This is a genomic window from Duganella sacchari (genome assembly GCF_900143065.1).
GTDB lineage: Bacteria > Pseudomonadota > Gammaproteobacteria > Burkholderiales > Burkholderiaceae_D > Rugamonas > Rugamonas sacchari.
In genome coordinates this window covers 255,518-276,348 of sequence record NZ_FRCX01000002.1, presented here as the reverse complement: position 1 = coordinate 276,348, position 20,831 = coordinate 255,518, and the positions used below count along the sequence as shown (strand labels likewise).

General features: G+C 59.8%; 15 protein-coding genes and 3 pseudogenes. 11 read left to right on the top strand and 7 right to left on the bottom strand.

Annotated elements, in window-relative coordinates; genetic code table 11:
* Positions 1–148: 148 nt before the first annotated feature.
* On the bottom strand, positions 149–1,333 hold the full coding sequence (locus BUA36_RS05195; RefSeq protein ID WP_072781972.1) for an FAD-dependent oxidoreductase: 1,185 nt from the start codon (positions 1,331–1,333) through the stop codon (positions 149–151).
* 98 nt (positions 1,334–1,431) lie between these two features.
* Between BUA36_RS05195 and BUA36_RS05190 the strand changes: the two genes are divergently transcribed.
* From BUA36_RS05190 to BUA36_RS05175, 3 genes are all read left to right on the top strand, one after another.
* Positions 1,432–2,217, top strand: coding sequence for an AraC family transcriptional regulator (locus BUA36_RS05190; protein WP_072781970.1), 786 nt, complete (start codon positions 1,432–1,434; stop codon positions 2,215–2,217).
* A 171-nt stretch (positions 2,218–2,388) separates the two neighbouring features.
* Positions 2,389–2,697, top strand: a complete 309-nt coding sequence (locus BUA36_RS05185; RefSeq protein ID WP_072781968.1) for a sensor histidine kinase — start codon at positions 2,389–2,391, stop codon at positions 2,695–2,697.
* 158 nt (positions 2,698–2,855) lie between these two features.
* A protein-coding gene (locus BUA36_RS05175; protein WP_139260352.1) for an IS3 family transposase occupies positions 2,856–3,943 on the top strand; the annotation gives its coding sequence in 2 pieces (ribosomal slippage) (positions 2,856–3,117 and positions 3,117–3,943; 1,089 coding nt in all).
* 87 nt (positions 3,944–4,030) lie between these two features.
* Here BUA36_RS05175 and BUA36_RS05170 read toward each other — a convergent pair.
* Positions 4,031–5,599 carry a hypothetical protein gene (locus tag BUA36_RS05170; protein ID WP_072781960.1) on the bottom strand — a complete coding sequence of 523 codons (1,569 nt, stop codon included), beginning with the start codon at positions 5,597–5,599 and terminating at the stop codon, positions 4,031–4,033.
* A gap of 788 nt (positions 5,600–6,387) precedes the next feature.
* Here BUA36_RS05170 and BUA36_RS31115 point away from each other — a divergent pair.
* Positions 6,388–6,714 (top strand): annotated as a pseudogene (locus BUA36_RS31115) (IS21 family transposase); the annotation flags it as partial.
* A gap of 404 nt (positions 6,715–7,118) precedes the next feature.
* On the opposite strand, the pseudogene BUA36_RS31110 reads toward BUA36_RS31115, so the two are convergent.
* Positions 7,119–7,325 (bottom strand): annotated as a pseudogene (locus BUA36_RS31110) (IS66 family transposase); the annotation flags it as partial.
* A 157-nt stretch (positions 7,326–7,482) separates the two neighbouring features.
* Here BUA36_RS31110 and BUA36_RS05160 point away from each other — a divergent pair.
* The 6 genes and pseudogenes from BUA36_RS05160 (at position 7,483) to BUA36_RS30905 (ending at position 16,718) form a co-directional block, all read left to right on the top strand.
* Positions 7,483–8,952: an aminotransferase-like domain-containing protein gene (locus BUA36_RS05160; RefSeq protein WP_072781954.1), complete on the top strand. Its 1,470-nt coding sequence runs from the start codon at positions 7,483–7,485 to the stop codon at positions 8,950–8,952.
* Positions 8,953–9,015: 63 nt separating this feature from the next.
* A complete protein-coding gene (locus tag BUA36_RS05155) occupies positions 9,016–11,436 on the top strand; it encodes a PAS domain-containing hybrid sensor histidine kinase/response regulator (protein WP_072781952.1) in 2,421 nt (806 codons plus the stop codon).
* A gap of 14 nt (positions 11,437–11,450) precedes the next feature.
* Complete coding sequence (locus BUA36_RS05150) at positions 11,451–12,647, top strand: response regulator (RefSeq protein ID WP_072781950.1); 1,197 nt, start codon at positions 11,451–11,453, stop codon at positions 12,645–12,647.
* A gap of 46 nt (positions 12,648–12,693) precedes the next feature.
* Positions 12,694–13,829, top strand: a pseudogene (locus tag BUA36_RS05145) (EAL domain-containing response regulator).
* 450 nt (positions 13,830–14,279) lie between these two features.
* The gene (locus BUA36_RS05140) at positions 14,280–15,506 is read left to right on the top strand and encodes a cyclic di-GMP phosphodiesterase (RefSeq protein ID WP_072781948.1); all 1,227 of its coding nucleotides are present in this window, start codon (positions 14,280–14,282) and stop codon (positions 15,504–15,506) included.
* A gap of 720 nt (positions 15,507–16,226) precedes the next feature.
* Positions 16,227–16,718, top strand: a complete 492-nt coding sequence (locus BUA36_RS30905; protein ID WP_208861854.1) for a hypothetical protein — start codon at positions 16,227–16,229, stop codon at positions 16,716–16,718.
* Here BUA36_RS30905 and BUA36_RS05130 read toward each other — a convergent pair.
* From BUA36_RS05130 to BUA36_RS05120, 3 genes are read right to left on the bottom strand one after another with little or no spacing between them, the layout of a single operon-like run.
* Complete coding sequence (locus BUA36_RS05130; protein WP_072781945.1) at positions 16,672–17,937, bottom strand: MFS transporter; 1,266 nt, start codon at positions 17,935–17,937, stop codon at positions 16,672–16,674. The genes BUA36_RS30905 and BUA36_RS05130 overlap by 47 nt on opposite strands.
* Complete coding sequence (locus BUA36_RS05125) at positions 17,934–18,677, bottom strand: MBL fold metallo-hydrolase (protein ID WP_020704750.1); 744 nt, start codon at positions 18,675–18,677, stop codon at positions 17,934–17,936. The genes BUA36_RS05130 and BUA36_RS05125 overlap by 4 nt, the downstream gene beginning before the upstream one ends.
* 9 nt (positions 18,678–18,686) lie before the next feature.
* The gene (locus BUA36_RS05120) at positions 18,687–19,040 is read right to left on the bottom strand and encodes a DsrE/DsrF/TusD sulfur relay family protein (protein WP_072781943.1); all 354 of its coding nucleotides are present in this window, start codon (positions 19,038–19,040) and stop codon (positions 18,687–18,689) included.
* A gap of 115 nt (positions 19,041–19,155) precedes the next feature.
* Here BUA36_RS05120 and BUA36_RS05115 point away from each other — a divergent pair, with 115 nt between their 5' ends.
* Entirely contained in the window at positions 19,156–19,815 is a 660-nt protein-coding gene (locus BUA36_RS05115) for an ArsR/SmtB family transcription factor (protein WP_229255608.1), read from the top strand.
* Between the two features lie 47 nt (positions 19,816–19,862).
* On the opposite strand, the gene BUA36_RS05110 is transcribed toward BUA36_RS05115, so the two are convergent.
* Positions 19,863–20,831: a DNA-binding protein gene (locus tag BUA36_RS05110; protein WP_020704753.1), complete on the bottom strand. Its 969-nt coding sequence runs from the start codon at positions 20,829–20,831 to the stop codon at positions 19,863–19,865.

The window sequence follows — 20,831 nt, the reverse complement described above, 5'->3', positions numbered from 1 at the left end:
CAGTGATGCCCAATGGAAACATGCATTCCTTATCAATAAGGCATGCAAAAGTTTCAATTTTAGTATTACTGAATTAGCTAAATGTCACAATACGTATTAGAAATTTTGTTGTCGATTGTGCACAACTCGCCGAAAGTCGCTCCGCCCGTCAACACTCCGCCGGTGCGCCATACAGTTGAACGCCGCTGCATGCGGACGAGCGCAACGCAGCGCCAGCCTGCTCGCACATGCCTTGTTCATAGAAGCGGATCGCCTGGTCAAGCGTGCCGGCCGTTGCCGAAGCCAGTTGGCGCACCAACAGCTCGGCGTCCTGCAAGGCTGTATTGCAGCCCAGGCCGCTGGCAGGACTCATCACGTGTGCAGCGTCGCCGAGCAAGGTAATCCGGCTGGCCGGCCAGGCGCCAGGCGAGGGCGCTTGCCGCACCGGCAGCATGGCGCGCAGGCCGGCAGGCGTCTCGTCGAACAAGGCTTTCAAGCCTGGCGACCACCCGCGCGTGACGGCGCTGATGCGATGCAGGAGTTGCGTATCGTTGGCAGGCAAGGGGGTATCCCCGGCCAAACCAAAACGCGCGCGCAGGCCGATGATGGCCCAGTACAGATAATCGGGGACCGCGCGCAAGCCAAATGTATCGAGCAGAGGCGAGGGCGCGAACTGCATCGCGTCCACCACCACCGCCAGATTGGCGTCGAATATCACCGAGGTACCTTCCCGCAGGAGTGGCGCGATCTGCGTCGGCATCCCTTTCTCCAGCGGCATTTTTCCGTAAATGCACACCGCGCCGGTGTCCAGCCCCCGTACCTGCGGGAAGCGCAGCGCCGCAACACGGGAATTACTGCCATCCGCGCCGACCAGCAAGCTGCTGCGGCAGTGGCTGCCATCCGCAAAGCCAGCCATCACTTCGTCGCCATGCTGGTTCAATTCATGCAGCGCTTTATTGAAGTGAACCCGGTCCTCAATGCCGCACATGAGCACTTCGCGCAGCATCTGGCGGTCCGCTTTGAGTTCCTGCTCCTTGCCAGCGTCGGCATCATCGCGCCAGGCATCGATCCAGCGCGTATCCACCCCCAGTTGCGCATCAAGTGCTTGCGTGCGCGGCAAATCATCGGCGCAGCTGGCCTTGAACAGCGCGAACTGCCGGGGCGATAGACAGTGTTGCAGCGCCCGCTGGCCATCAGCGTTGATACGGAGGCGGTAGCCCTGCGGGCGGCTGTCGAGCGCAGCATCGCGCTCAAATACATCGCATGCAATCCCGTGTTTCTTCAATCCCTGCGCCAGGCACAATCCGCCCAGGCCAGCGCCGATGATGGCGACATGAAATGCTGTATTGCTCATGAATGACAAATCCTATCTCGTGGAAACGCTGTTCAGTATTCGACAAGAAAGGCTACAAGTGATAACGTTGTTTGGTCTAAAAATAATGAATTTGAGCCATGCCGCAAGATCAGAGCGAACAACGTGACGGCCCGGAACTGATCGTCCAATGGGGCGACACCCGCGCTGACACCGAATTCCAGCTCGGCACAAGGAATTACCCCAGCCATCGCCATTACCGCGGCCAGATCTTCTGCATCGAGAGCGGACTGATGCAGGTCCGTACGGCGTCCGGCACCTGGCTGCTGCCGCCGCGGCGGGCCGGCTGGATACCGCCAGGCGAGGAACATCAGGTCAGTATCAGCGGCGCCATGAGCGGCTGGAGCATCTTGCTGACACCGGCGGCCAGCGCGCGCCTGCCGTCCCATCCCACGGTGATCGGCGTCACTGAGATCATGCGTGCGCTGGTGCGGCAAGCGGTGACATGGGGCACGCAACAGTCGCTGACGCCGCCTCAGCAACGTGTCATGGCGGTCCTGCTGGACGAATTGCAGCAACAGCCTCAAATGACATTGCATATACCGATGCCGCAAGACCGCCGCCTGTTGCGCGTCACCAGCGCGCTGGCGGCGGCGCCGGGAGATGGCCGCAGCCTGGCCCAATGGGCGGCGTGGGCCGGGCTGTCCACGCGCACCATGAGCCGCTTGTTCCAGAGCGAAACTGGCGGCAGTTTTGGGCAGTGGCGGGAACAGTTCCAGCTGGCGGTCGCGCTGGAACTGCTGGCACAGGGGAAGTCCGTCAATGCCGTATCGGACACGCTGGGGTACGCCACTACCAGCAACTTCATCGCCATGTTCAAACGCCATTTCGGTATGCCGCCAGGGCGTTATTTCCGCAGCGAATAAGCGATGGATAATACTAGGCCACTTTAGCGAGGGGCGGGCGATCAGCGAAAACGCTGACGGAGTGCTAGGATTCGCTCACACTTTGCTTCCAGAAGTAGGCGGTTCCGCCTGGGGCCGCGGCTTGAAAGTGCCGGCATCAAGCTGCGCTGGGAGGTCGAGCATGTGCCGGAGATGGAATGGATCGATCCGCGCAATGCCTTGCACATCCTGCGCATCTTGCAGGAAGCGTTCGCCAATATCGTCAAGCATGCGGCGGCGACGGAAATCCGTGTTGCCACCTGCGTCGAGGCCGACTTTGTACTGGTCGTCATCACCGACAACGGCGTGGGATTTTCAGTCGATCAAGGATTGGAAAAGGAGGGTAAAGGGCTGCGCAACCAACTGCGCCGGGCAGCGTCCATCGGCGCCATGATCCAGCTGGAGTCCGGCAAATCCGGGACCCGCCTGGTACTCAGTTTGCCTATCGTGAAAAAGCCCTGATTGCGGGCAATGCAGTCGAACCCAAACCCCGTTTAAACCAGCGCGCTTACCTAAAGTTGGAGACACACCGATACTTCGCGCTTCATATGGTAATCCCCCCCAGCAAATGATCGCGTTTAAAAGTAGAATTTTTCAAACTCAGATTTTGAAAGTTCTGCATGAAGACGTCCCGTTTTACCGATAGCCAGATCATTGCCATCCTCAAGCAAGCCGAAGGAGGCGCGCCAGTCCCGGAGCTGTGCCGAGAGCATGGCATCAGCAACGCCACGTTCTACAAATGGCGCTCCAAGTTCGGCGGCATGGATGCCTCGCTCATGGCCCGTATGAAGGAGTTGGAAGAGGAAAATCGTCGCCTGAAAAAGATGTATGCCGAGGAGCGCCTGAAGGCTGAGATCGTCGCGGAGGCACTGGCAAAAAAGTGGTGAAGCCATCTCGTCGATGTGAGATGGCGCGGCGCTACGTGGCCGCAGGCCGCTTGAGCGTCAAGGTCGCGTGCCGGGCCTTTGGCATCAGCCAAACTTGCTACCGCTACGAAGCCAAGCTGAATGCGGAGAACGAGGTTATAGCCGACTGGCTGGTGCGACTGACAACCAATCAGCGTAACTGGGGCTTCGGCCTGTGTTTTCTATACCTGCGCAACGTGAAGTCATTTGGCTGGAACCACAAACGTGTCTACCGGATTTACCGCGAGCTCGAACTGAACCTGCGAATCAAGCCGCGTCATCGCCTGGTGCGGGAGAAACCGCTGCCACTGGCCGTGCCCACACAGGCCAACCAGACTTGGTCGATGGACTTCATGCATGACCAGCTGGCCGATGGCCGCAGTATCCGTTTGTTCAATGTGATCGACGACTACAATCGCAAAGGACTCGGTATAGAGGTGGACTTCTCGCTGCCAGCTGAGCGGGTAATCCGATCGCTCGATAGGATCATTGAATGGCGGGGAAAACCACTGGTGATTCGTTGCGATAACGGCCCTGAGTACATCAGCGCAGTGACCATGTCCTGGGCTGCCAGGCGCGGTATCCGCATCGACTTCATACAGCCGGGGCAGCCGCAGCAGAACGCTTACGTTGAACGCTACAACCGCACCGTGCGCTATGACTGGCTGGCTCACCACCTATTTGAAACACTGGACGACATCCAGGATTTTGCAACCCGCTGGCTGTGGACTTACAATCACGATCGGCCCAACATGGCACTTGATGGCATAACACCAAAACAGAAGCTTGCCTTGGCCGCTTAACCTCTACTTTTAGCGCGCTCTAAATTTAGCGCGCTCTAAAAATGGGGGATTACCGTGGTATGCCTGCTTGCTGGGGCTAGCGCAGGTTTAGGGTTCGTCCTTGAACAGGATGACTGAGCGCCGGCGGGTTAAATTGGCGGCCAGTGTGTCTTCGGGCGGGGCTTCGTCGACGTGGGTGCGGTCGCTGCTGCTTACGCCGCAATACGACTTGGGAAAGGCGCCGCCTGGGATATCGTCGTCGATTAGCCGCAAGATGTCGAATGTTGCCGGCGGGTGTGGCGGCATGCTGGCGCTGCGGGCACGGTGGACGGGAGCGGAGATGGTGGTGGGGGGCGGCGGTAGGCTGGCACTGCGCGGGCGGGTGGGGACTGCGGGGTGCGTGGTGGTGAGCGTCGATGTCGAGGCTTGCGTGTGCTGCGCTTGCCGGCGGTTGATCGCTTGTTGGTCGAGTTCCTTGATGACGTTGTAGCATCCCCAGCATGCGCGCTTGGCGCCGCCCAGCAATAGCTTTCCCGAGCCGATCAGCCATGCGGCGCGCACGACTCTGAGTTCGGCGTGGACGATGGACAGTTCGCCGGCCCAAGTGTGTTCGGCGATCAAGGACATGCTGGCGGCAATGCCGTCGCCGTTCCTTAGCGCCTTTAGGAAATGATACAGATTGGCGAGTTCGCCTTGGTTGGTGCGGTCGATGGTGCGCTCCACCACGTTCTTGTACCATGGCGATTGCTCGATGACGCCGGCCAGAACGTCGTCGCGGTCCTTGGCGAGCTTCTGTTCCGCCGTCTGATTTTCCTGATTGAATATGTCGAGTACTTCTTGCAGAGGAAGTTGGCCGCGCTCGATGCGCCGGTCTCTACTCGTTTGCCTGACCTGTATCGCTTCTTCATGCTTGCTTTGCAGCTTGGCGTGACTGTCTTCGCGCTGCTCGTCGGCACTGAACAGACTTTGAATGCGGGCGATGGCGCGCGTCAGGGGCCGCTCATGGTCGGGATCGGCGTCCGGCTGACGCCGGACCCACTTGAGCATCTTCAAATAGCTTGCGCGGTCTATGGCTCCCGCGTTGGAAGCGATGTACATGCCGCGGTCGTCAAACCCGATCTGTACTTCCGCGTGCTTGTTGGCGGCCGCTTGTTCCGCTTCGACAGAGGAACTGGCGTTTGTTGAACGACCTTGCTGTTTGGGGTTGGACGGCTTGCCCGACTGTGCAGCCTGGCCGTTGCCTTCCTGCTCGAGATACTCCAACATGCATTGGCTTAAGGAAGAGAGCAGCTGCAGCTTGGCCGAGTCAAGCGAAATATTGCAGTTCAGTCTGACGCTGCCAAAGTTGGCCTGGGTTTGTTTGCCTTCGACCAGCGTGCCGCTGTAGACCGTTAATTCCGGCTCGGCGAACGTGACCCGATAGCGTAGGCAGCGGGTGGTTTGAATCTTCGCCTTGACAATTTGGTCTTTCGGTACCGGCCGAATCTGCTGGCGAGGAACGATTTCTTGCTGGGCTGATGCGCTGCCCAGCTTGATACGCATGGGCGGCGCATGCCTGTTCGCGCTGGACTCGTTTTGGCGCTGGCCCGAGCTGCTCGTCGACTCGTCAGATTCGGATTTCTGCTTGGTTTGCTCGTTCTTTTTTCCCTGATTCTTGATTCTGGTCTTCGGTGGCATCGTGGCGTATCCGTGGGTCGTATTTTGATTGTCTACAACTGACGGCTTACTGTAGCACCCGGGGGGCGACGGAAAACTGTCGAATTGTCACAGCGCTCGACTCGGCTGGATGGCGCGGCCGGGGCGCTGCTGTGTGCTACGTGCCATGCCGTCTATAGACGTGACTTGGTAATTCGACTTGTGGTGCATTGGCCCGGCGTGGTGCTGGTCAGGCGGATGTCGGCTGCCGTGGCCTTGCCCGCTGACTGGCTGGCGGGAGAGCAGGGCGAGGACCCGGGCGGGGCCGGTGCATGCCGGTTGAAACGGCGCTTTTCCTGTCGGCGTGTTTTCAAACGCAGGTCGCTACAATTAGCCGCCACCGCCTGCGCCAATTTTCCGCTCTTGGTTATGTTTTGTGGTTCTGCGGTGGCTGCGTTCTAAGACAATAGGTGTGCTAAAACGATTTTCTCGTCAATGGGCGCAGCAGAGACATGCCATGGAATGTATTGATAATCTGCTTAAAGCTCCAAGGTCTGCAACTGGGCGGCTTCCGCCTGGGCGTGACAAATCGTGAACTTTGCAAGCAGGTAAGATGCTATCTTGACCATGCATGCAGCAGCTGGCAGAAGCCGGCGTTTGCGATGTGACTTGGATACGACTTTAGCTTTGTGTAAAGGCACTGCGAAGTTCCTCAGTTGCTTGAGTGTTGAGTTGCACTGAAAACTGACCCACTTTCCCCACGAATTTGCATCTGAATCTGACCCACGTTGGTAGCACAATTCCACCTGTCTTATCGGCAGGAGATCGGAGTGATCGACGTGGCATTGCTAGGAATAATTCGACGCTGGCACCTTCGTGACCAGATCCCTATACGAGAGATAGCCAGACGGCTCGACATCTGACGTAACACCGTCCGACGCTACCTGCGATCGGAAACGACTGAGCCTTCCTATGCGGAGCGGCGATCATCTAGTGGCTTGGATAAGTACTCGGTGCAGCTATCAGGCTGGCTCAAAGCCGAGACCACAAAGCCGCGTAAGCAACGGCGCAATTTGAAACAGCTCCATCTGGATCTAAAAGAGCTAGGTTATGAAGGATCATATGATCGCGTTGCCGCGTTCGCCAGGCAATGGAAGGCGGGTCAGTTGGAGTGGGTCAATTCCGCGAGCAAACGAACAGGTTTAGACGCTGCGCTAAGTGCGTGATAATCGAGTGGGAAAGGCGCGGCGTACGAATCTTTACGTTGAAGCGCTTACTGTAACTCCCCGACTTAAAGATTAGTACGTCCGTTCAGGCTAGGACGGTTTCGTTTTCATAGGGTCGGGATCCCACAGCCCGGTTACATCGTATAAACTTTTCTGTCGATTGTTGAAAACGAGGTTGACCACGAGGTACGGCGAAAATTCATACGAGGAACGGGGTGTAAAATTTCGACGCAATGATTTAGACAAAGGTCGGATGTGATCAGGGTAACGTCAAGCTGGAAGCGCTCCAATATAAAGTTGATGACGTCTCCGAGACCGACACAATCGTCTTCGCCGTGTGCTTGTGGATGAATGCCTTTGCGGTCGGGCATCTGGGCAAACCAAAGCGACGGCCGCGTTGAGTCGCCGCGGGGCCTGTTGTCGCATACATAGGTCCATAGACGGGCCGTGCTAGTTTTGCCATTGCCGGGTCGCAGCACCGGAATCAGTATACCGTCGGCATGCATTTTCGACGCTGCTAGCAGATGGCGGAGGAAAGCATCGTTCGAGCAATTGTGTCAGGGGCGGGCTTAACTATCACACGCATCTGCGCGCTTGTCGGGTCAATGTCAAGTTAGCTTGCATTTCAACGGGATACCCGTAGACTGTAGCAGCGCACCTCTATCCAGCCGGCAATCGGTGAGGCATGGTGCCGACACCATGCCTACCCAATCATCCACCGCCCCTTCGAAATTCGAAGCATTAGCGCAGGAACTCCAGCAGCAGATCGCTGTGGGGGTACTACGCCCGGGGGACCGCTTGCCCTCCGTTCGCCAGACCTGCGCCGCGCGGCGGATGAGTCCGAGCACGGTGTTCCAGGCTTACTACCTGCTCGAGTCCCGCGGCCTGGTGCGCGCGGTACCCCGGTCAGGCTACTTTGTCGCCGCGCGCGCCAGCGGCTTGCTACTCGCCGAGCCGCGAACCTCCGCCCCGCAGCCGGGTGTTCAAACCGTGCAGGTCAATGACTTGATCTGCACCATCCTCGGCGTTGCCCGTGCGCGCGACGTGGTGCCATTCGGCTCGGCATTCGTGAACCCGGCGCTGTTTCCACTGGACCGATTGCGGCGCTCGCTGATATCGAGCACACGACGACTTGAACCCTGGAACATGGTCGATGACCTACCACCGGGTAACTTGTCGCTCAGGCGCGAGATCGCCAAGCGCTATTTGCTGCACGGGATGGCAGTGGACGCCGACGAGGTGGTGCTGACCAACGGCGCGATGGAAGCCTTGCATCTGTGTCTGAGCGCGCTGACGCGGCCGGGCGATGCGGTGGTGGTCGAATCCCCAACCTTCTATATCGCGCTGCAGGCCCTCCAGCATCTGGGCCTGCATGCAATCGAGGTGCCAACCCACGCTCGCGAGGGCATCGACCTCGACCGCCTGGCGCAAGTCATCGAGCTGTATCGCCCGAAGGCGTGCTGGCTGACGACGACTTTCCAGAATCCGCTCGGCAGCCTGATGCCCGACGCGAAAAAGCGCGACCTGGTCGAGCTGCTGGCGCGCCACAACCTGCCGCTGATCGAAGACGACGTCTATTCAGAGCTTTATGAGGGCAAGGTAGCGCCGCTGCCCGCCAAGGCGTTCGACCGCTCCGGCTTGGTGCTGCACTGCGCGTCCTTTTCGAAGTGCCTGGCGCCAGGCTATCGCGTCGGCTGGACCGTGCCCGGCCGGTGGGTGCACAATGTCCAGCGGCTCAAGGTGATGACCAGCCTGTCGGGATCGATCCCTGTGCAGGCTGCGCTGGCCGGCTACCTGCAGGAAGGCGGCTACGACCGCCATCTGCGAAGTCTGCGCCTGTCGTTGCAGGCCCAACGCGCCGCCCTGTTCGACGCCGTCACCCGCAACTTCCCCGAGGGAACGCAGGCCGTGTGCCCCGCCGGCGGATACTTCTTGTGGGTCGAATTGCCCGTCGGGGTCGACGCGATGGCGCTGTTCCGCGCAGCGCTGGAGCAGGGCATCAGCATAGCGCCGGGCCCCATGTTCTCCGCGCGCGGCGAGTTCCAGCACCACATTCGGCTGACCTGTGGCCAGAGCTGGGACGCGACGCTCGAACGCGCCATCCGCACGCTGGCGCGGCTGGTGGACGACGCGATGCGCGCCTATGCCGGCCGGCATCCGGCGATCTGATCCGGTCACCCAGGCCCGCAACTGCTCACCTACACAGCACAGTTTGCCGGGCAAACTGTCTGCATGGAAAAACTAACCACAGATCGGGCTATCCCTTACGGCGCGGCGTCGCCGCTCCCGCTCGCGGCCGCCGGCGTGCCGCCTTCCGCCGAGCGCACGCTGCACGATGTGCTGGATCGCCTGGGGCCATCCGTCTTCGCCGGCCTGCTCGACGTCGACGGGGTTCTGCGCTACGCCAACCATGCCGCGCTGCGGAGCATCGGCTGCACGCCGGAACAGGTACTCGGCCAGCGCTTCGACAAGACTCCGTGGTGGCAGGGCTGCAAGTCGTCGCGGCGGAAAGTGCAAAAGGCGCTTGCAAGGGCGTCGCGCGGCGAGGTCGTGCGCTTTGACGTGCGCGTCGCCACCAGCGACGGTGACACGGTCGCCATGGACTTCTCGCTGCTACCGCTGCATGGCCCTGACGGACGCGTGCAGTGGCTGATCCCGTCCGCCTGCGACGTCAGTGAGCGGGAGCGGGCGCAGCGCCAACTGCTGCTCACCCGCCACGCCGTCGAACAGGCCAACGATGCGCTATTCCTGGTGGGGCCCGACGGCGCCTTTCACGATGCCAACGCGGCCGCCTGTCGGCTGCTGGGACTGGACCGCCGGCAGTTGCTGCGGAGGCGTATCACCGACCTCGACACCCAGATCGAACCGATGCGATGGCCTCAGCACTGGCAGCAGTTGTGCGAACGCGGTTCGCTGCGCTTCGAGAGCGGCGTGCGCGACAGCAATGGTCAGGAAATCCCGGTCGATGTCTCCGTCAGCCTGATCAGCAGCGGCGGCGAGACGTTCGCCCATGTCTGCATGGACGATCTGCGTGAGCGCCGCACCGCTCAGGCCAAATCGCAATTTTTGGCGACCATGAGCCATGAAATCCGCACGCCGATGAATGGCGTGATCTGCATGATCGATCTGCTGGCGCGCTCCGCACTGAAACCCCATCAACTGGCCATGGCGGATCTAATACGCGATTCGGCCTCTTCGCTGCTGGGCATCATCGACGACATTCTCGACTTCTCCAAGATAGAAGCGGGACGCCTCGATACCGAGAACGAGCCCATCGCGGTTGCCGACGTGGTCGAGACAGTTTGCGCCATGCTCAGCTGTTTGGCGAAAAAACAAGGGGTGGAGCTGACCCTATTCACCGACCCGGCGATTCCCCGTCTGGTGCTGGGCGACCAGTTGCGTCTGCGGCAAGTGCTGATCAACCTGATCAATAACGCCATCAAATTTTCCGCTGGCGCCGGCAACGCGGGCCACGTCGCGGTGCGGGCGATGCTGGTGGCGAGTGAGCCGGGCAGGGCGACTGTCGAGTTCCAGGTGGTGGACAACGGCATAGGCATGACGCAAGACACGATTTCCCGCTTGTTCGTGGCCTTTAGCCAGGCCGATAGCTCCACCACCCGACGCTTCGGCGGTACCGGACTAGGCCTGGCCATCAGCCATCGTCTGGTGGAGTTGATGGGCGGCGCCATCACGGTGTACAGCGCGCCGGGCAAGGGGGCCACCTTTTCCGTGCGGCTGCCATTCGCGTTGAGCCCGAACCAAGAGACCGGTCGCGATCCTCAGGACATGGACGCCGACCGCATGTCGGTGGACGCCAATGTACTGGAGCCTCGACAGGCGCCGTCGCGCGAACAGGCGCGCCGTGAGGGCCGCCTGATTCTGGTGGCCGAGGACAACCACCTGAATCAGATGGTGATCGAACAACAACTCACCCTGCTCGGTTTTGCCGCCGACCTGACGGCTAACGGCGAGCAAGCGCTGGCCCGCTGGCGCAGTGGCGATTACGCGTTACTGCTCACCGACCTGAACATGCCAGCGATGGACGGTTACCAGCTTACCGCCGCCATCCGTACCGCGGAATCTCCCGAGCGGCCTATCCCCATCGTCGCGCTGACGGCCAATGCACTGAAAGGCGAACGCGAGCGCTGCAAAGCTGCGGGCATGAACGACTACCTGAGCAAGCCCGCCTCCCTTGCCGCGCTACAGAACATGCTGGAGAGTTGGCTGCCCAAGGCGCCCGGAGAAATGGCGGACCCAGCCGCCATGGTGGCCGGTCGTGACGCGGGACCTGATATGGCTGTTCCGGTGGACGTTAACGTATTGCGCAAAATGGTGGGGACGGACAGCAGGGTGGTCATGGATTTCCTGCGCCATTTCCGCGCCAGTGCGGCGAACATCGCCGGCGAGATCGGCGATGCCCGCGCCAAGGGCGACCTGGGCAAGGCCGCCGCCGTCGCCCACAACCTGAAGTCGTCGGCGCGCAGCGTCGGTGCTGTCAAACTGGCCGACCATTGCGAGGATATCGAACGGGCAGGCATCGCCAATGCGATGGGCGATCTGGCCAAGGCATGGAGCTTTTTCCAGCCCGAAATGGCGCTGGTGGACCTCTATCTGGCCGGCATTTTGTCAGCCAGCGACGAACCACAAACCTGACAGGGTTCAAAATCATGCACAACATCAATCCTAGCATCCTGGTCGCCTCCGACAACGCCTGCGACGCCGATATGGTGAGGCGGCTGCTGGCGAAGGACTTCAGCCGGATCAACACTTCCACCGTCGAGGAAAAGTCCGCGGCTGACTTCGAGCAGCATCTGCCGGACGTCCTAGTGCTGGCTTTCAAGTCGCTGGCGCAGGCCGAGCGGTTTTACTTGGGCCTTTACCGCCACTGTGCCAGATTGAGCCTGCAACCGCACCGCACCATCATCCTGTGCGGAAAGGACGAGGTGCATCGGGTCGCAAAGTTGTGCCTGCAGCAGCATTTTGATGACTACGTGCTGTTCTGGCCCATGAACCACGACGCGCCGCGCCTGACCATGGCGATTCACCTGGCGTATCGCGAGCTGAGCAAATTTAACAACGACGGTCCTACTCTGGCGGAATTCGCCTCCCAGGCGAGGCGGCTGAGCGAGCTTGAGGGTCTGCTGCAGCAGTACATGGCGGCCGGCTTAAATCAAGTCAGCGTCACGCAGCAGGCGGTCGAGCATGCCGAGCGTGAGATCAATGCCGTGGTGGACGGCTGGTCCCGGCAACTGAGTCAGGCGGCAAATACCCATGCTGTGCCGATCGACGCGGTGGAAACCATGGAGCGCGAACTGGCGCGCTTCAGAGAGGAGGACATCGCCGCGCGCTTCGACAGCGTGCGCGACTCCGTGCAACCGATAGGCCAATGGGCAAAAAGCCTTACCCGCCAATTCGCCGCGCCGCTGGAGTCCGCGCGGGCTCTCTCGGCCATGGCGGAAAAGGTTAAGCCGGTGGTGTTGGTGGTCGATGACGACGACTTCCAGCACAAGATCATCGCCACCATCTTGGGCAACCAGCGTTACCGGCTGATTTCCGTCGCCAGTGGCGCCGAAGCATTGAGCAGGGTGCGCACGGACAGGCCCGACCTCATCCTGATGGACGTGATGATGCCGGAAATGGATGGGCTGGAGACGTTGAAACGCATACGCTTCATACCGCAGCTGGCCAAAGTGCCCGTCATGATGATGTCGGCCAAGAGCGAGGGGGCGGTGGTGGTGCAGTGCCTCAAGTCCGGGGCGGCGGACTTTGCCGTCAAACCGTTTGAGCGCGATCGGCTGCATTCCAAGGTTGCGCGCCTGTCGACCGGCCTGGAGGCGAAAGCGTCGGCTGTCCACGGCAGTTGAGGGTTACCACAGGATCAACGCCGAACGCCTTAACGGGAGTAAGACCATGGACCGGACCAACTGCAAAATTCTTGTGCTGGACGATGACGCTTTCACGCGCATACTTCACGCGACCATGCTGGCCAACCTCGGCTTTCAGCAGGTGGCGACCTGCGCCAGCGGACCTGAAGCCTTGGGCACGCTGCATGACGCCCGCACCGCGCCGCTGGTGATTCTTATCGATCTCAACATGCCTGGCATGGATGGCGTGGAGTTCGTGCGCCATTTGGTAACGCATGGATACACAGGCAGCCTGGTGTTGGTTAGCGGGGAGGACGGGCGCATCCTGAAGTCGGCCCATGCGCTGGCCGTGGCGCACCGGCTGGACGTGCTTGGCAGTTTCAGCAAACCGGTTTCACCGCTCCTGCTCGGCGCGGCCCTGAATAAGGCGCAGTCCTGCGACGCCACGGCGCCGGGGGCAGTCCGCAAGAGCTACGGCGCGGTCGAATTGCAGTTCGGCATTCAACACGGCGAACTGATCAATCATTACCAGCCCAAGCTCTCTCTCTCCAGCGGTCAGATCACTGGCGTTGAAACTCTGGTTCGCTGGCGGTCCCCAATGGACGGGCTGATATACCCGGACCAATTCATCCCCGAAGTGGAATCTTACGGCCTGATTGACGCCTTGACGCGTGCCGTGCTGGTGCAGGCTTTCAGCGACGCCGCAACCTGGCAAGCGGCGGGCTTGGACCTGAGCGTCGCCATCAATGTCTCCATGGCCAACCTGACGGCATTGGATTTTCCCGATTTTGTATCTGAGCAGGCCGGCTTGAAGGGACTGCAACCCGAGTCCATCGTACTGGAGGTGACGGAAAGCCAGTTGATGAGAGACTTGCGCGCGCCGCTCGAAATTCTGACTCGCCTGCGATTGAGGCGGTTCCGCTTGTCCATCGACGATTTCGGCACGGGTCACTCGTCGCTGGCGCAATTGCGTGATCTGCCTTTCGACGAACTGAAGATAGACCGCAGCTTTGTCTTGGACTGGCCAAGCAGCTGGGAATGGCAACGGTAGCTGAAGGCGTTGAAGACAGCGACGACGCTGATTTTCTGAGGTCGACCGGCTGCGATCTGGCGCAAGGCTACTTGATTGCCAAGCCGATGGCGGCGTCCCAAGTGCAGGCGTGGGTACGCGCATACCAGTAGTCTGAACGAATTTTGCGTCAGTTTCACAAAGAGGATTGCTGTCAATTTGCACAAAATAGTGTCCACAGACTCTACGAGTGTCTAAATTATTGCGTTGAGGCGTTAGCGCTCCAGCTTAGGCGAAGAGTGCGATGAACCAAATTTGACATAATATAAATTATGCGAAGATTCTGTCTGGCATTTCATCAATTACTTTTGCACAGCTCATAATTATCGTAACGAGTTACAACAAATATCTTTGTCTCCGCCATAGATTCTTGCATGGTCCGTTGCGGCACTTGCCGCGTTGTATCCTTGAGGCCGGTCTGTTACCATCATCATTAAAGTATTTATCTCAAGGCAATGGGACATTGCCAACTTTGTTTGCCCGACCCAGCCACCGTCGCCATGCAAACCAAGCAACAGAGCTCCGCCACCCCGAGCTTGTCGTTTAGAAAAATCAACTTAGCTATGCTGAAGAAAATTTCTGTCGACCACGCACGTGCGGGCATGTATGTACACGAACTGTGCGGCTCGTGGTTCGACAATCCATTTTGGAATCCGACTTTCCCCTTACGTAACAGTACGGATGTCAACAAGCTTCAGGCCAGCGGCGTACGCGAACTGTGGATCGATACCAGCAAGGGCTGCGACGTCGAGTCCCCAGTCCAGGACGAAGACGAGGCCAACGCGGCCGCGCCGGTCCAGGACCCCGTGCCCTCGCCGCCCGCCTTTGCGTTCGTGCCCCAGGCTCCGGCCAGCATGCAGGATGAAGTGGCCCGCGCCACCAAAATTCTCAAGAAGACCCGCGACGCGGTCGGCGTGATGTTTGAGGACGCGCGCATGGGCCGCATGGCCAGCGCCCAGGCCGCCATGCCGTTGGTGGAGGAAATCGCCTCGTCCGTGATGCGCAATTCCGGCGCCCTGGTGAGCCTGGTGCGCCTCAAGCAGGCCGACGATTACACCTATATGCATTCTGTTGCCGTGTGCGCCATGATGATTGCGCTGGCCCGGCAACTGGAACTCAGCGATGAGGAAGTGCGCGACTATGGTCTGGCCGGCCTGCTGCACGATATCGGCAAGATGGCGATTCCGGCCGCCATCCTGAACAAGCCAGGCCGCCTGACAGATGAGGAATTCTTGACGGTCAAGCGCCACCCGAGCGCCGGCTATGACATGCTCAAGACTGTGGAAGGCATGCCGGAGATCGTGCTGGATGTCTGCCTGCATCACCACGAACGCATGGACGGCATGGGCTATCCCGACCAACTGGCAACGCAGACACTGAGCCAGGCCGCGCGCGTCGGCGCCATCTGCGATGTATATGACGCGATCACCTCCAACCGGCCGTACAAGCAAGGCTGGAGCCCGACCGAGTCCTTGCGCAAGATGGCCGCCTGGGCCAAGGAAGGCCACTTCGACGAAAAACTGTTTGCCGCCTTCGTCAAGTGCATCGGCATTTATCCGGTCGGCACCCTGGTACGCCTCAAATCCAACCGGCTCGGCGTGGTGATCGACAACAGCAAGTCGCTGCTCAAACCAACGGTGCGCGTGTTCTTTTCGATTACGTCCATGGCTTATCAGGCGCCGACCACGATCGACCTGAGCCGTCCCGGCACCATGGAGGCGATTGCCGCCTCGGAAGAAGCGCACACCTGGAAAATCCGCAATCTGGACAGCTACTGGATGGCTGAGTAGCTTTTTCGCCCCTTCATGCATGCAAGCCCTGCTCCGGCGCCAGCCGCACAGCACGCCGCTGACGCCCCGCAGCAGCGATTTGGATAATTTCCACAAGTCAACGTCAACTACTTTTTATCATGTTGTAGCAATGCCGAACGTGACTAATGGAGACAATCTGACCCAGCCCTAACTCCTAAGATTCTATATACGAATTGCGCATGTGCTTATGCGCTGTATGGACATGGGAGAAAGACATGGCATTGCGAAATGTAAGCGTCGCCAAACGGTTGGGCATCGGGTTTGGCCTGGTTTCGGTGCTGCTGAGGGTCAGCCGGGATAAGGCCAGAAATAGCACATAAGCGCAAAAGTAATGATGTTCCCGATTTATATGCGCGGTTCACATATAGGCCACTCAAACTTTACTTTTGTGCGGCCGACGGTTCAAGCGACTACTAGTAAGTCATCAATTCGAGGGCGGCCGGGATTCGTGTAAAAATACCCAGAAACCAGTGTAGGCCTTTGTTTTTTAGAGTATTTTTAAATCCAATTTTAGTGGCGACATCTATTCGCTTTGACTTTGACGACGCACCACCTCTTCAAGAGCAATTCGCTCTTGGGTCCAGATCGTTTTTTCTTGCGCTAACTGGTCCGTGATGCCCTGTAGTCGCCGCACCTCCTTGTTGGCTATTTCTACCCGACCCCTCGAAAAGGTAAAAGTTCTCATAACGCATTGATTTTGTGGGCAACATTACTATCGGCCTGGCTTGGACTGTGTTCGCGTTCAGTCAATTTTTGAATCAGCCCCAGCCGTTCCTGATCTGCCTTTTCCGTCTTTGCCTCTGCGCTGGCCAGTTGCTGAGCAAGCATTTCTGCCTGCTTTTGCGCGGCTGCCGACATCATTTTAGTCTCGGTCAACGCCTGGTGTGCCGTCTCCAGCTGCCGGTCCAGTTCAACACGCGCTGCCGATATGCGACCGCCGAGTCCATGCAACAGCGCAAGGAAGTGGCCGACGCGGAATCGGCACGGGCCGATGACGACCTGCGCGCCGCGCAGGCACTGGTAAAAGCCGGCCGGGAAGCCGAATTGCGCGTGGCTCAGGCACGCGCCAGCGCCGCTGCCGCAAGCGCTTCAGTTCAATCCGCCGCCGCCGATGTCACCGAGGCGCTCCAACGCTTGACCGTGGCTAACGGCGCATTCGGACTGCAACGACCACACCCGACAGGAACGTGATTGCTGCGACTAACCATACCGCGCTGGCCACGCCGTACAGGTCGGCCACAACGCCCGCCAATAACGCGCCGATGGCATAGCCGAGATCGCGCCAGAAACGGTAAACACCGACGGTCGAAGCACGCCAGACCGGGTTGACAACGTCGCCGATAGCCGCCAGTAGCGTCGGATAGACCAGGGCAGTCCCGACTCCCAGCAGGATTGCGCCCGTCGCATACCATGCGAACGAGGTCCGGAGCGCGATAATGGCGATGCCAGCTGCCTGCACCCACATCCCCGCCACGATCAATCCCTTGCGGCCGATCCGATCCGACAGCGCGCCGGTGAAGAGTTGGCACACTCCCCATACGGTCGGGTAGATCGCAGCAAGCGTGCCGATTTGGCTTAGGGTCATGCCAGCGCCGGCAAACACAAAGGGAAACAATCCCCACGCCATGCCGTCGTTGAGGTTATTCACAAGTCCCGCCTGACTAATCGAATGCAAGTTGGGGTCGCGTACGCTGGTCTGCCAGAAGATCGCGCGTTGCGACGGCACGATGGGCGCTCCGTGTGTCGAGTCCATTGCGGCTTCCAGTTGTGCGTGGCCGCGCGTCTCGCGCACGACCAAAACCGATAGCAGTAGGCCGATCATTGCAAACGCCGCGCCAAGGTAGAACGGCTGCGGCCGCAAGCCATAATTGGCGGCAATCCAGCCGGTCGCCAGCGCCGTTGCGCCGACGGCGAAATATCCTGCGAATTCATTGATGCCCATCGCCGTACCCCGATTTTTTGGACCGGCGAGATCGATCTTCATGATTACCGTGGTCGACCAGGTCAGCCCTTGGCTCACACCAAGAAAGACGTTGGCCAGCAAGATCCAGCTCCAGGACGGCACCCACATCAGCAAAAAGGGAACGGGCGTGGCAATCAGCCAGCCAATCACCAGCACTACCTTGCGTCCATAGGCGTCGGAAAAGCGGCCGGCAAAATAGTTAGTGATGGCCTTGGCAACGCCGAAGACGATGATGAACGCGAGGATCGCCGTGTGGGCGACCAGCTTGAATTCCTGTTCCGCAATGGCGGGCAAGATGCTGCGCTCCATCCCGACCATGGCGCCGACAAATGCGTTGACGACTACAAGCAAGCTGAATTGGCGCCAGTTCGCGCGCAGTCCGAGTCTTAGGCCAATGGCGGCGGCCGGGGAATGCGCCGCCGATGGTATCGCCGGTTCCATGCTCATGCAAACTCAACTTGGCCGAGATTGGCGGCGACAAGCCGTTCCATCTCGGCGGGACGCGGTAGGATCGTGGCCGTCAGGGTTGTTATGAATGCGTCCTTCCCCAGGGATAGCAAAGCGTTCCAGTGCTTTTCGAAGCCGATCGTTGACGACGGCTTTCCCGAGATGTCTGCGCCGCATGCGCTTCCAGCTTGGTGTCCTGGAAAAACTTCCAGCTCATCCGGCAAGTTCAGCAGCCGATCATGCAGACTATGCCAGAGCTTGGCCGCCATTTCTTGTTCGCGTCCCGCGAGGTCCGGACGGCCGACCGCACCGACGAACAATGTGTCACCGGTCAGGACGAACCATGGCGCTTCCGCGCGGCGGCGGTCCGAGACCAGCAGGCAGATGCTATCTTCCGTGTGGCCCGGGGTATGCAGGACCTGGATGCGCGTATTACCCGCATCAATTACCTGTTTGTCGTTCACCGGGGTGAACGGGAAGGCGGTCTTGCCGATATTGCTTTCGTGTAGCGAGTAAGTCGCGCCGCTTAGTTCGGCGAGCGTTCGGCCGCCGGACAGGTGGTCGGCGTGGATATGTGAATCGAACACATAGGCGATTTCAACGTTCAGCTTGCGTGCCTGATCCATATACCAAGCTTCGTCGCCGGCCAGCACGTCGAGCGCGATCCCCTTGCCTTGCCCGCCGCAACCGAAGAAGTACGAAATCGAGGCGTCGTCATTTGTTCGTTGTTTGAAAAACATTACAACCTCCTAGAATACGAAAACTTTGTCCGCCCATTCGGACCAATCCGCCAGTTGCTCGAGGGTGCCGCGATGTGCGCCCTCGATCAGTTCGTCGTCCTGCAGCGCGCGTGCATCCATGCAGCCAGCGCAGACGCCGATGTTGTGTAGGCCGGTGGCGCCAACCTGCCCCAGTGTGGTTTGCAGGTTGGGCTGCCCTTCCTGCACCTTCTGACCGCTTTTAGCGGTGCCGACCGCGTCGCCCATCAGATAGACGCGCACCATGTTGTGTTCACGCTTGGCAAGTGCTGCGGCCAGCCGCAAGCCGTTGTTTGTGAGCGCGTTGCCGTATGGCGCGGCGTTCAGAATGAACAGTGCCTGCATTGGAATTTGCCTCATGAAGTGAAAGAACCAACAATCTAACGATCATTGGAATATAATAGATCTTTGCCATTCGTGCAAGACTAAATTGCCGGTGGCCTTGACCTTGGACTACGAAATGCTGACACTCCTGCCTATGACGACGAATAGAACCATCAAGGACGCCCTGTACGAGCAAGTAGCGCGCATCGCTAAGGCCTCGGCCAGCCCGAAACGGCTGGAGTTGATCGAATTGCTAGGGCAGTCCCCAAAGACTGTTGAGGCATTGGCGTTGGAAGCTGGCATAAGTGCCAAGCTGGTCAGTGCGCATCTGAAGGAATTGAAGTCCGCGCGCCTTGTTGAAGCTGAACGGCAGGGGAAGTACATCATCTACCGGCTGGCCAGCGCCGAGGTGGGCAAGCTATGGGTGACGCTTCGGCTTCTGGCTGAGGACCGGTTGTTTGAATTGCAGGATGCTCTGCGCCAGCTCTCTGCTGCCACCCATGAGTGGGTCGGCAATAGTCGCGAAGAACTGCTGAACAAGGCGAAATCCGGCGAAGTGATCGTGATCGACGTGCGGCCGGGCGAAGAATACGCGGTTGGCCACGTGCCGTTTGCACGCTCGATGCCACTGGCCGAACTGAGGAACCGTCTGGCCGAATTGCCAAAGGACCGGCCCGTGATCGCTTATTGTCGCGGTCCGTTCTGCTTGATGTCGTCCGATGCAGTCAGGCTGCTGCGCGATCAAGGCATCGACGCGCTACAGATGCGCGAGGGCATTGTTGAGTGGAATAGTTGACGCTGTGCGCGCCATTCAGGTTGCGATGATTTAGAAGGTACCGAGCTTTACGTTTTACGCCCGCGTGCCTTTGGTACGGATACCATCGCCTTCGCTTTCAACAAAACGTTCTCGCTCTCCAGCTCGGTCAAGCGCGCCTCCAGCCGCACATTCGCTTGCTGGGCGTGGTCCAGGCGCTCCTCGGCCATTTCCATCTCAAACTGCCTGCTACTCGCCATCTCGCGCGCAGCAGTCAGCGCAGCCGTCGCTTCGTACAGCTTCCGGGCCTGCTCTCTGGCTGCATCAAGCTGTTCGGCCAGGGTATGCTCCAGATGGACCTTCTCGCTACGCAGCACGGCCAGCGCCTCGCGGCTGTCCTGGAGATAGGTGCGCAGCGTGGCCGCCTCCTGCTCAGTACGGGCAATGCGCGCCTCATATGCGCTCTTGTCTTCCTGGCGCTGGGTCGCGCTCGCATCCTGGAAGTGCTCGAACTGGCGCCGGGCCTGAGCAAGCTGCTCCGCGAGCTCCCTGACCTCCGCCGCGCGATCGGCCAGGCGTTGAGCCTGGCCGTCTTTTTCGGATTCTAGGGTGGCGATCGCCACGGCGTCTTTTTGCCGTGCGGCCTGATCGCGCGCCAGCGTTGCCTTCACGTTGGCCAGTTCGCCCGCAAGCGCTTCGCGCTCGGCGCCAAGCTGGCGCCATTCGGCGTGCAGCGCCTCTACCGCCCGCGCGGCTTCTTGCTCCGCATGATTATGTTCGGCGCGCAGATGCTCGATCTGGGCTTTCGCACCCTCCTGCACACGCTGGTACACCGCTTGGACCGCCTCCAGCAGATCGGCCGGCAAGCCGGCGCCGGCCGCCGCGACCTCGCCCTCGTGTTGCGCCTTCCATTGCTTGAGCATGGGGGCGATGGTGCTTTTGCTGCCGGTGCCGCCCATGGCCTCGCGTACGGTGTCGACGGTGGGGTTCTTGCCGGCAGCTGCAAGCTGGGCGGCGGCCTTGGCGACGTGAGAGTACAGGACACCGGCTCTGGCCAT